A 12883-nucleotide genomic window follows, 5' to 3' on the forward strand; every position below is an offset into this window, starting at 1 on the left:
TTAGTAGACTTTAAGTAGAGCTGATAGATCTTTAACGTAGAAAATAGAGGTTTTTATTCTTCAACCTCTGGAGGAAACCATGCCCCCTCGTAAAACAGGCGCAACGCGCAAAGCCACCGCAAAACGGAAAACCGCCTCCGACCTGGACGCCTCAAAAAAGCCAAGCGCGGGCGGGGAAAAGTCGACGAAGAAAAGTTCGGCCGTGAAAGATAAAATTTTCGTGGTGGGCATTGGCGCGTCAGCGGGCGGCTTGGAGGCCCTGCGCCCATTGGTGGCCAAACTTCCCGCCAATGCGCACATGGGCTATGTGGTCGTCCAACATATGGCCCCTCAATACCGGAGCATGATGGTGGAGCTTCTGGCGCGGGAGACTAAAATTCCCGTCATGGAGATCAAGGACAAAACGCCCATTTCCCCTGGCGTCATCCACATCACGCCTCCCAACCACGATGCGGACATCAAGGATGGCGTCCTTTTTCTCAAACCCCCCACCAACCCGGTGGGCCCCAAACCCTCCATCGATAACTTCTTCTCCGCCCTTGCGGAAGATCAGGGTGAAAAAGCCATCGGTGTCATCCTCTCTGGTACAGGCTCCGACGGCGCGCTTGGCATGCGCACCATCAAGGCGCATGGCGGATTTACTCTGGTCCAGGACCCGGAAACGGCCAAATACAACGGAATGCCTTTGGCGGCCATTGAAACCAATCTGATCGACTTGATCCTCTCCCCGGACAAGATAGGCATCAATCTACCTGATATTGTCCAGACTCCCGGCAAGCTTCTTGAGCTGATGGATGATGAAAAGTCCGGCTTGTCGGGTCTTGATGAAATTTTCGCCCTGGTCCGTAAACGTACGGACATCGATTTTTCGAAATACAAACAGACCACCCTATGCCGCCGTATCGAACGCCGCATCAACGCCACGGGAACCAGGGATCTTCCCAGCTACGTCCTGCACATGCGGGACAACCCCGCCGAGGCTGAAAGCCTGGCCAAGGACGTTCTTATCTCAGTTACGGGTTTTTTCAGAGATAAAGAAGCCTTCCTGGTCATGAAAGAGGTTCTTCAGGAGATCGTCCATAACAAGGAACCTGGAGATGAAATACGCTTTTGGGTTCCCGGTTGCGCCACCGGTGAGGAGGCCTACTCCATCGCCATTCTGCTTTCGGAACTTCTGGGCATCAAAGTGGGAAGTTACAAGGTGCAGATATTCGCCACCGATATCGACCTGGAGGCGTTGGAAGCGGCGCGGAAGGGCATTTATCTGGAAGCGGCGCTGAAAGAGGCGCCGCCACAATACATCGACCGTTATTTTACCAAGAAGGGCGACAAGTTTCACGTCTCCAAGGATTTGCGCGAGTTGGTCGTTTTTGCCCGCCAGGATCTCGCCAAGGACCCACCGTTTGTCCGCGTGGATCTCATCACCTGCCGCAACGTTCTGATCTATTTCAATCAGGAACTCCAGGATCGGGTTTTTTCATCCTTCCATTTTGCTTTGGCTTCCTCCGGTTACATGTTTCTTGGCAAATCGGAAGCCCTGGGTCAGAGCGCGGACCTTTTTTCGACCTCCAATGCCAAATACCGTATCTACCAGAAAAAGGTCGGCGTCGGTGATCGATTCGGTCGCGCCCCGCTTTCGGATCGTCCCAAGCCCATCTGGCCGGGGTCGCACAAATCGCCGGATCAGAAAAAAATCAGCGTCGAAGAGGCCATGCGCACCACCATCATGCGCATTTACGCCCCGAAAAGCCTGATGGTGGGAGATGACGGTTCGGTCTATCAGATCAATGGCGATGTGACCGGATATATGATTTTGGGCTCCGGCAAGGGGGATCTCAACGTCACGCGCATGTTGATTCCGGAATTGCGTGGCGAATTCTGGGCTCTGTTCTCTCAAGTCAAGAAAACCGGCGACTCGGCCATCGGCTCCATCAAGCCGATCGTTTTCGGCGGAATGCGCAAAGGCGTGCGCATGGGCATTCACCCCGCCACGAGGGTTTCACAAATCAGCAGTCTTTATCTCATTGGCTTTGAAGAGTTCGACATCCCGGAGAAAAACGATTCTACCGAAGCGAGCGATGGCGTCAATTTAGACACGACCAGGGTTCCTGAACTGGAGCAGGAGTTGGTGGCCACCAAGGAGCATTTGCAAACCGTCATCGAGGAGTTGGAAACCTCCAACGAGGAACTGCAAGCCTTGAATGAGGAGTTGCAGGCTTCCAATGAGGAGATGCAATCCACCAATGAGGAGTTGGAAACTGCCAATGAAGAGTTGCAATCCACCAACGAGGAACTGACCACCGTCAACGAGGAGTTGCAGACCCGGACCTCGGAGTTGATGGTCGCCAACAGCGACCTTGAAAACATGCAGAAAAACGTCGGTTACTCCCTCATCATCGTCGACCCCAAATTGCGAGTAAAACGGTTTTCGCCGGCCGCCGTAAAATATTTCGGGTTGGCGGCGGAAGATATCGGAGAGGTTATCACTGCCGCCCCTTCCCATCTGGATATCAAATATCTGAAACAAAAATTGGCGAAGGTCATCGCCTCCGGCAAGGAACACCAGGAGGAAATCCTGACCGACACGCTCTCCTTGTGGTTCAGAATCGTGCCCTACTACTCTTTGGAGAACAAAATCGAGGGGGCGGTCATCGTCATCATCGATCAATCTGAAATCTACAACATTCGCCAGGAGTTGGCCCACAGCGAACGCCTGCAACGCCTGATATCCGACTCCATGCCCATGGGCGTGGCGTTGATTGGGCCGGATCAGCGGGTCGTCAATGTCAATCACAGGCTTCTGGAGTGGTTTGGCAGCGGTAAGGATATTCTCGGAAAACGCCTTTTTAACGCTTTTGGACGAAAAATCTACGATCACTTGAAACCAGGCGTTGCCAAAGCTTCCGAGGGCGAATCAACCAGCATTGAGTTGGAACACTCCCCCACAGGGAAGGATATCCAGACGTTTCAACTGCTCATGGTTCCCCACCTGGATGAAAAAAGGCGGTCTACCGGCGGTTTTATACTGATTTTTGAAAATGTGACCGCACTGACGACGGCTCGAAAGGAGCTTCAGCTCTCTCGGGAAAGATACCGCACTCTGGCGGAGTCCGGCATCCAGGGCGTATTGATCCACCGAAAAGGCGTGCCTGTTTACTGCAACCACGCCTTCGCCCGTTTTTTCGGTTATACGGACCCGGAACAGGTGGTGGACATGAAAGACGTCAACAACCTTCTGCCCACCAAAGAGCGCCGAAAGGGGATCGCTAAATCCAAACTGTTCGGTTCAGGACATGCGCCCGCCGTTCATGAGGCCCGGGGGCTGGACAAGGATGGCAAGGCCGTTTCCTTGATGGCCTCGTCCCGGGTGGTCAATTGGGAGGGACAATTGGCGATTCAGACGGCTGTCGTGCGCTCGGAACCTGAATCCGGAGCTTGAATACGATATATTGATAATCCTAAATCCGGCAGTTGGGCGTGTGTGGCTGGTGCAGGATATTGGTTCGCATAGTGAATTGGGAGAAATCGCCGTCACCTGATTGGTCACAAGATTTTCTCCCGATTTGCTTGGTGGATCAAGAGGCTGGGGCATGTGCGTACGCCCAACTGCCGGATTTAGGATAATGTACCAGATGGACTTTTCCATCCACGAATGCCCTGGAGGCTCCAATGGCTGAAAAAGGCCGAACCACGAAACGACGTTCCGCCAAAACGTCTTCCACCAAAGGTCGGCGTCCCAAAGCCAGGACAGAGAAAAACGATCTTTTCGTCGTCGGCATCGGCTCCTCGGCTGGCGGGCTGGAGGCCATCCGGCCGCTTGTTTCTCACCTTAAACACCCCAAACCGCTGACCTACGTCATCGTTCAGCATATGGCCCCCCAATACAGAAGCATGATGGTTGATCTGGTGGCGCGGGAAACGGAACTTCCCGTGGTTCAGGTCACCGACGGAATGCCTCTGGAGCCCGACAAGATCTTCATCACCCCACCCAACTCGGATATCGAGATCAAACAAAGCGTTCTCTATTTGAAGCCGACATCCAATCCGGTGGGCCCAAAGCCTTCCATAGACAACTTTTTTTCCTCCCTGGCCGAGGATCAGGAGCAGAACGCCATCGGCGTCATTCTATCCGGCACCGGTTCGGACGGCTCCATGGGCATCCGTTCCATCAAAGCCCACGGCGGTTTTTGCGTGGTCCAGGATCCCAAGACCTCCAAATACAACGGCATGCCTCTGGCGGCTCTGGAGACCAATCTGGTGGACGTGGTTCTGCCCCCGGACCAGATCGGAACACATCTGGCGGAGATGATCCAGTTTCCCACCCGGGCCTACGAATTGATGCAGGAACGGGAGAGCGGAAAATCGGCCCAGGACGAAATACTCGCCCTGGTCAAGAAACGGACGGAGATCGACTTTTCCAACTATAAGGTCGCCACTGTCTGCCGCCGGATCGAGCGCCGCCTGGTGGCCACGGGCAAGCGCGACATCGACGACTATCTGGCCTACATGAAGGAAAATCCCCAGGAGGCCGAGGCGCTTTCCAAGGACGTACTCATCTCCGTCACCTCCTTTTTCAGGGACAAAGTCGCCTTCAACCAGCTTGAGGAGGCCATTCGCGTCTTCGCCAATGAAAAATCCTCCGGGGATGAAATCCGGATCTGGGTTCCCGGCTGCGCCACCGGTGAGGAGGCCTACTCCATCGCCATCCTTCTTGCTGAAGAGTTGGGCGCGCGCCTGGGCAGCTTCAAGGTTCAGATTTTCGCCACGGACATCGACATGGAGGCCCTGGCGCGGGCCCGGCAGGGCATTTTTCTGGAATCCTCCCTCAAGGAGGTGGAACAGGAACTGATCGACAGGCATTTCACCAAACATGGGGACAAGTTCCAGATTTCCAAGAATCTTCGGGATATCATGGTCTTTGCCCGCCAGGACCTGATCCAGGATCCGGCCTTCGTGCGTTTGGACCTCGTCAGTTGCCGCAACGTCCTGATCTATTTCAATCAGGAGCTGCAAGATCACGTATTCAGGCAATTTCAATTTTCCCTGAACACCAACGGTTATCTGTTGTTGGGCAAGTCCGAATCCCTGGGCTTCAACGCCGAAATGTTCATCCGCGTCAGCGCAAAAGGGCGACTGTTCAGGCGAAAGCCCGGCATGCCAAAAACTCTGCTTCGTACCGTGCTGCCAGCCATGCCGCGTGGCAAATCCATCCCCGAGGCCAAGCGAAAACGGACCATTGAAGAGGTGATGCAGGCGGCCTATCTGAAAGAATTCGCGCCCAAGGGCATGATCATCAGTGAAGACGGCCTGATCCACCAGATAAATGGCAAGATCAGTCCTTACCTTGATATTTCCTCCGGTCGCGCCGAGATGAATTTGACCCGTATCCTGATTCCGGAGTTGAGGGGCGAGTTCTGGGCCGTTTTTACCAAGGCCAAGAAGGAGGGAAAAAGCGCCAAAGGCATCTCTCGGATCGTCAGCGTCGGCAGGAAAGAGCTGGTGGTCAGCCTCTCCATTCATCCCTGTGAACAGGTGGAAGAGTACACGCCTCTTTTCCTGGTCTGTTTCAACGAAACGCCGCTGGACGCCAAAGCGGAAAACGTCGCCGATGCCAACGACGAAGCCGCCAAAAATGGTGCGGTCAGGGTGACGGAACTGGAACAGGAACTGGTCGCCACCAAGGAGCATCTGCAAACCGTCATTCAGGAACTGGAAACCTCCAATGAAGAGTTGCAGGCCCTGAACGAGGAGTTGCAGGCTTCCAACGAGGAGATGCAGTCCACCAACGAGGAGTTGGAAACCTCCAACGAGGAGTTGCAGTCCACCAACGAGGAGTTGACCACCGTCAACGAGGAGCTGTCCGTCCGCACCACCGAATTGCTGGAGACCAACAACGACCTGGAGAACATCCAACGCAACGTCGGTTATTCACTGGTCATCCTGGACACGAAGCTGCGCATCAAACGCTATACCCAGCAGGCCGTTCGTCTTTTCGGTCTGACGCCGGACGATCTCGGCCAACTCATCACCTCCGTGCCGGGCCCCGTGGAGATCAAGGACTTACGGAAAAAACTGGTGGAAGCCATGGGTATGGAGAGCGAAATCAGCGAGGCGGTTCATGCGGGGGGACGTGCCTATTGGATGCGCATCGTTCCTTACCGCACTAAGGAGAATGAAATTGATGGCGTGGTCATCGTCCTGGCGGACCAGACGGAACTGATGGAGGCGCGGGCGACACTCGAAAAGAGCGAACGGCAACTTCGCTTGGTCACCGACGCGCTGCCCATAGCGGTCGCCTTTGCTGGAGACGATCAGAAGATCAATCTGGTTAACGCCGTGTTTCAAAAATGGTTTCAGCCCAACAAAAAACCGGCGGTCAACCGAAAACTCTCCGGAGTCATCGGTCGCAAGCTTCACGGCGTATTGAATCCACTGATCAAGGAGGTTATTGGAAAGAACGTGATGCGTGGAGCCGAATTGGAAGTGAACATGCCCAAGATCGGTCCTAGAACGTTGCACGCCCAGATCGCCCCCCTGGCCGCAAAGGATAAGGGGAAAGCTTCCTCTTTCATCCTCATTTTTGAAGATACGACGAATCTCCGGGAAGCTATAAAGGATCTGAAAACGACGCGGGAACGCTACCGAACTTTGGCGGAGGGATCACTCCAAGGCCTCGTCATCCATCAGGAGGGCCGGTCTATCTACGCCAATCACGACGTGGCGAAAATTTTTGGATACGCCGAACCGGAGGAGATCCTCAAGCTTGATGGCGTTGGCGCGCTCTTCAGCGACGCCGTGGGCAAGGGCGGTTCCACGCGGAATTATCCGTTTCCGACCGGGCACGCGCCGAAAAAGGTCCGGGCGATGGGACGAAAAAGGGATGGAAAAAACGTTCCCCTGCTGGTTTCATCCCAGATCGTGAAATGGGATGGAAGACTGGCGATCAAGACCGCCGTGGTGGATCTGTCGAATGAATGAAGCCGAGGAATAGACGCCGCGAGCTGAGGTTGATGTAAAACCCTATTTAGGCATCAGCTCGAGCTGTTCCAGAATCTCCACGAGTTGATTGAAATCGACCGGTTTTCTCAGATAGCTGTTCGCGCCCAGATCATACCCCCGAACCACGTCGCGCTCCTCATCCGAGTTGGTGAGAATGATCACCGGCGTGTCCCGGGTGCTCTTCTCTTCCCGGATCCGTTTCAGAACCTCCAGACCATCAATTTTGGGCAGCTTCAGATCCAATAAAACCAGTCGAGGAAGAGGATTTCCGGCCGATTCTGCCGCAAACAGATAGTCCAGCGCTTTCTGCCCATCCTTGGCGACCGTAATCCGTTTTTTATCCACGCCACTTTTTGAGAAAGCATGCATGGCGATTCGGACGGCCGCCGGATCATCTTCCACCAACAAAATGATGTCGTTAGGAGTCATGATCGATAACCTCTCTGGAAAAAATGGAATGATATCACAAAAAAAGCATGATGCGCCAAATATCGCCGCGGTTTCATCTTAAGGCTCTTTGAAGCGCTTTCCCAAAGTAAAATAAAAAACGGCTCCCTCACCGGGGGCCGATTCCGCGCGAATGGTTCCACCGTGCCTATGGATGATGCGTTGAACGGTGGTCAAGCCGATACCCGACCCCTCGAATTCCTCCGGCTCATGCAGGCGCTCAAAGGGCTCAAACAGGCGATTTGAAAATTTTGGATCAAATCCACAGCCATTATCCCGAACATGAAATTCCATCCGGCCCTGGTCGACCTCGCTCCCACCGAAAACAATGCGGCCATTTTTGGTTCCAACCGTAAATTTCAAAGCGTTGGAAATGAGATTTTCAGCCACAACCGCCAACAGGTCCGCATCCCCTTCGACCTTCAGGTCGGGCGTTATTTCCACAAGGATAGGCTCTGTTTCAGGATGCGCCGTTTTGCGCTCCCGTACGGCCTTTTCCATCAAGGCGGACAGATCGACCTGCTGTTTTTTGAACAAAACTCTTGTGGAACGGGCCAGTTGGAGATAATCACCCACCCGTTTTTTCATCTGCAGGGCGCTACCATTGAGCCATTCAAGGTGTTCCCGGCCGTCAGGATCAAGCTGATCCAGGTGCTCTTCGAGAAGTATTTTTGAAAACCCCAAGGCGTTATTGATCGGAGCCCGCAGATCGTGGGCCACCGAGTAGGAAAAAGACTCCAACTCCTTGTTGGCCGCCTCCAGTTGCCGGGTTCGCTGGGCCACGCGGTTTTCCAGGTTGAGATTCAAATCCCGCAGTTTTTCCTCGGTCTCCTTGAGTTCGGTTATATCGTGAACCGTGCCCACCATGCGCACCGCCTTGCCCGCATTATCGCGCGTGATCTCCCCCTGTTCGTGGACGATTCTTTGTTCGCCGTCCGGACGAACCACACGATGCTGAACTATGTAGGCCGTATCGGGATCCCGTAAAGCGGTGTCAACCGCTTGAACAACCATCTGGCGATCCTCTGGATGGACAGCACCAAGGAACGCTTCATAGGTTGCAGCAAAGGTCTGGGAATCCAGTCCAAAGATTCGGAAGACTTCTCCAGACCAATACAAGGTATTACCAGCGATATCCCAATCCCAATGGCCAAGATGAGCGATCTCCTGGGCTTTGGCCAACCTGGCCCGACTCTCCCGCAGGTCATCATCGGCTTTTTTGCGTTCCGTCACATCCCTGAATATGCCTTGAATGACCTTCCTCTCCCCCAAGTCGGTCACGCCGGCGCGGATTTCCACGGGAATATGCCGTCCATCACGATGGAGCACGACAATATCCGTGACCACCCCTGAGCCGGAGTTCACATGCTCTTTAAAGAGGGATTGGTAAATTTCCGCTTTTTCAGGAGGATGGAGTTGGGTTTGAGACATGCCGATGATCTCTTCGACGGGACGCCCCAATAGATTGGCACCCGCCTTGTTCGCATCCAGAATCACGCCCGTTTGAGCATCCGCCACGAATATGGCGTCATTGGCGAACTCCATGAGCAGGCGGTATTTTCTCTCCGACTTGCTCAAAGCCTCCTCGGCCTGTTTTCTCTCTGTGATATCCTTCGACATGAGAACGTAGCCCAACAGATCGCCCGCTTCATCCAGAATGCCGGAGGCCCTGGATTCGATGATTTTACGTGCGCCATCCTCTTCCTTGTCCACCTGATAGATATGCTCGCCATCAGTGTGAATCCGGCCTATACCACGTTCGAAACGGGGCAGAGCCACGCCTTCCCATTCATGAATCTCCATCACTGTGTGACCAATGACCTGATTGGGCGCATAGCCGAACAGCTTTTCCGCAGTGGGGTTAAAATAACGAATGACAAATATTTCATCGGTGGCGATGATGGCAGTATCCAAGGCGGAACGGAGGATGTTGTCCAGATAGACCGCCTTTTCCCGTATTTCCCGTTGGGCGCGCTCAAGCTCCTCACCGCTTTTGCGCAACACTTCCGTCTCCATGATTTTCTGGACCATCGGCTCGGAAACGCGGAAAAAAACAAATGCGCCAACGCCAATGATCACTATGGAAATCACCAAAAGGACCGCACCGGCGCGTATGAAAGGTCCCTGGATCTCTGTCAGATCGATTTTGGCAACGACGCCCAGGTTCAAAACGGCGACCGGCTCATGGGCGGCCAGAACGGTCACGCCCCGATAGTCGGGGGCGATGATCGTTCCCGACTGCCCCAAGAGCGCGCGCCGCATGGGTTCCGCGAGGTGAAGCTCTCCAAGTTCCTTGTGAAACGGAACGGATTCAGGCTGATCCAGATCATGATGACGATGTCGGAGAACAAAAGCGATTTCTTCTCCATCGCGGCGCGCCAGGACAAACTCCCCAGACTCCCCAAAACCTTTAAAATCATCATGGGCCTGGCGTATCTGATCAATCGTGGCCTTGAAGGCGCCTCCCGGATAGTCCTGATTGTGCGTTTGATTGAATCGGGCAACCGCTTCCATCAACCTTGTCCGGCTTTGGGCGGTCTCGGTCAAACGCGCCCGAGCCTCCTCGAAAGCCGTTTCATAAAGAACGACCAATGAAATCCCACCAATGGTCATGGCTACGACGGCCATGATCAAGATCAACGGAACAATCCGCCGCCATTCCGTAGAGCGTGGGCTCATCACGTCATCATCCCCCATCGGCACCGCTCTTCGCAGGCGCGACATCCGATTTTTTCAGGTATTCCACAAGCTCGGGCACGGGCAAAGGGCGACTGAAGAAAAATCCCTGCATGCGTTGGCACGCGTGATTGTTCAAAAACTCCCCCTGACTTTGCGTCTCGATCCCTTCAGCCACCGTCCCAAGTCCCAAACTGTGGGCCATGGAGATGATGGCGCGCACAATCGCCGCATTGTCCGAGTCGTCTGGAAGATCCTGAACAAATGAACGGTCGATTTTCAACGTATGGATGGGAAACCGTTTCAGATAGCTGAGGGACGAGTAGCCCGTGCCAAAATCGTCAACGGAAATGGCAACGCCCATCTTCCGAATCTCATTCAACTTGACGATGGCCGCATCCACATCATTGGCCAACATGCTTTCGGTGATCTCAAGCTCCAGAAGTTGGGCGGGTAGACCTGATTTATTTAGCGCCGCTTGCAAATGTTCAATCAGTTTTGGATGTTGCAGTTGGTGGACGGAAAGGTTGACTGAAACAGGTAAAGCCGGAAGGCCTCCCTTCATCAAATCAACCACTTGACGGCACGCCGATTCAAGTACCATTTGTCCAATTTCACGGATTAATCCCGTCTCCTCGGCTACAGGAATGAACTTTTCTGGAGAGATCAACCCCGCGCCGGGCCGGTTCCACCGAACAAGTGCTTCCAGGCCGATGATCCGGCGGGTCTTAAAATCCACTTTGGGTTGGTAGTGTAACGTAAACTGCTGCTGGTCGATCGCCTGCCGCAAGCCATTTTCAATATCCATGCGCCGCACGGCCCGGACATTGAGTTTTTCAGTAAAAAAAGCATAAGCGTTGCGGCCTGAATCCTTGGCGTGATACATGGCAGCATCGGCATTTTTGATCAACGTTTCGGAATTCTCCCCATCCTCGGGATGGATCGCGATGCCAATGCTGCAACCCGCCACGATATTTTGTCCTTCCAACTCCACGGGACGCTTGAGCGCTTCCAAAATATTGTGCGCCACATGGGAGACAGCGGCGGCGTCATCCACATCGGTCACAATCACGGTAAATTCATCCCCGCCCAATCGGGAGACCGTATCGGACTCGCGCACGCAGGAACATATCCGCTTGGCCATGACCACCAGCAATTGGTCTCCGGCCGCATGCCCCAGGGTGTCATTGACATTTTTGAAATGATCCAAATCGAGAAACAGCAACGCCACCTTGGTCTTGCGCCTGTGCGCGGTCTTGAATTCATGTTCCAACCGCGTTTTAAAAAGCGTTCGATTGGGTAGATTGGTCAATCCGTCATAAAAGGCGAGCCTCTCCAGTTCTTCCTCGGCGTTTTTTACGACGCTGATATCCGAAAAAACGCCAATGCACTGGGTTGGCTTTTGAGAGTTGTTTTTTACCGTATTGATGGTCAACCACTTGGGATAGACCTCACCATTTTTACGGCGATCCCAGATTTCCCCCTGCCAATATCCCTCTTTCCATATTTTTTGCCACATATCGGCGTAAAACGCGCGATCGTGACGGCCCGATTTCATGAAGCCTGGATCCCGGCCCACAACCTCGTCGGAAGCGTATCCGGTAATTTTCGTAAAAGCCGGATTCACCTCAATGATCTTATTGGCCGCGTCCGTAATGACGATGGCCTCAGCCGTGCTGTCGAACACCTGAGCCGTCAGTCGGAGCCGGTCATTGAGCATGCGCAACTCTCGGGTTCTCTCATCGACCCGGCGCTCAAGATCGTCGTGCGCTCGTTGAAGAGCCTCCTCGGAACGTTTTCGCTCGGTGATGTCCCGGAAGGTCATGACCAGGCCGGAAACGGCGTTCTCTTCCATGGTCGGCGCCGTCACGTACTCCACCGGGAACAGGTCGCCGTTCCGCCTTTGAAAGCAGTGTCCGCTGACAGAGTGAACCGCGCCATCCCGGAGCGTACGGGTTACGGCGAAGTCCTTGTCCGAAACAAGAGCGCCGTCGAGGTTTCTCGGCCTTAAAATTTCTCTGGAATTTTTCCCAAGAAGGGAGGAATCCGCCCACTGCAACGCCTTTTCCGCCGCCGGATTGGCGAAAACGATCCGCCCATCGCCGCCAATGCCCACAATTCCTTCCTCGGCGGCATCCAATATGCGCCGGTTGCGCTCGGACAGTTGGGCGATGCGCTGTTCATTGCGTTTACGTTCGGATATGTCGAACACCACGGTAAGACAGACCGGTTTTCCACTTTCCGGATCGGTAATCCGATGGCTTCGCACGATACAGGGAATCGGATCTCCATCAGCGGGAGACAGCTCGATTTCATCCACCGCCTGGTCACCGTCGAATACCCGCTTGAAATGATGTCCGAGCGTTTCGGCGTGAGTACGATTCACAAGGGAGATGAGAGGTTTTCCCAACAGGAACTCTTTGGCGACGTTGAGAAGCCGCGCCCCGGCCTGGTTGGATTCCACAACCCGCTGACGCTGGTCGAACACAAAATATCCTACGGGAGAGTCCTCAAAGAGGACGGAATATTTACTGAAAAGAGATTCCAGTTTTTCCCGGGACCGCGCCAATTCCTCATTCTGAACGCTTAACTCTTCCTGGTGAATGCCCAGATCATACAATGTGGCGTCCAGTTGCCGCTCAAGATCGACCAGCCGCAACTCATTGCCTTTATATTTTTCCAGTTTGATCCTGAGACCGTCAATTTCGCTCCGAATCTCTTTTTTGCTTTTGGTGGTTGTCATTGCGTAGATTTTTACGTT

5 protein-coding genes are annotated in these 12883 nt (G+C 54.0%); 2 read left to right on the forward strand and 3 right to left on the reverse strand.

Annotation, left to right across the window (positions count from 1 at the left end):
* Nucleotides 1–202: 202 nt before the first annotated feature.
* Nucleotides 203–3439 carry a PAS domain S-box protein gene (locus tag HQL52_07900; protein ID MBF0369361.1) on the forward strand — a complete coding sequence of 1079 codons (3237 nt, stop codon included), beginning with the start codon at nt 203–205 and terminating at the stop codon, nt 3437–3439.
* Nucleotides 3440–3669: 230 nt separating this feature from the next.
* The gene (locus tag HQL52_07905) at nt 3670–6978 is read left to right on the forward strand and encodes a PAS domain-containing protein (protein MBF0369362.1); all 3309 of its coding nucleotides are present in this window, start codon (nt 3670–3672) and stop codon (nt 6976–6978) included.
* A gap of 42 nt (nt 6979–7020) precedes the next feature.
* On the opposite strand, the gene HQL52_07910 is transcribed toward HQL52_07905, so the two are convergent.
* From HQL52_07910 to HQL52_07920, 3 genes are all read right to left on the reverse strand, one after another.
* Nucleotides 7021–7428 (reverse strand): response regulator, encoded by a 408-nt coding sequence (locus HQL52_07910; protein ID MBF0369363.1) that lies wholly within the window; start codon nt 7426–7428, stop codon nt 7021–7023.
* Between the two features lie 78 nt (nt 7429–7506).
* Entirely contained in the window at nt 7507–10170 is a 2664-nt protein-coding gene (locus HQL52_07915) for a PAS domain S-box protein (GenBank protein MBF0369364.1), read from the reverse strand.
* Entirely contained in the window at nt 10133–12865 is a 2733-nt protein-coding gene (locus HQL52_07920) for an EAL domain-containing protein (protein MBF0369365.1), read from the reverse strand. The genes HQL52_07915 and HQL52_07920 overlap by 38 nt, the downstream gene beginning before the upstream one ends.
* Between the last annotated feature and the right edge of the window lie 18 nt (nt 12866–12883).

Source organism: Magnetococcales bacterium (assembly GCA_015232395.1).
GTDB lineage: Bacteria > Pseudomonadota > Magnetococcia > Magnetococcales > JADFZT01 > JADFZT01.

Bases quoted from the DNA above. Each gene is read 5' to 3' on its own strand.
- HQL52_07905 (MBF0369362.1), top strand. From the start codon at position 3,670: ATGGCTGAAAAAGGCCGAACCACGAAACGACGTTCCGCCAAAACGTCT.
- HQL52_07910 (MBF0369363.1), bottom strand. From the start codon at position 7,428: ATGACTCCTAACGACATCATTTTGTTGGTGGAAGATGATCCGGCGGCC.
- HQL52_07915 (MBF0369364.1), bottom strand. From the start codon at position 10,170: ATGTCGCGCCTGCGAAGAGCGGTGCCGATGGGGGATGATGACGTGATG.
- HQL52_07920 (MBF0369365.1), bottom strand. From the start codon at position 12,865: ATGACAACCACCAAAAGCAAAAAAGAGATTCGGAGCGAAATTGACGGT.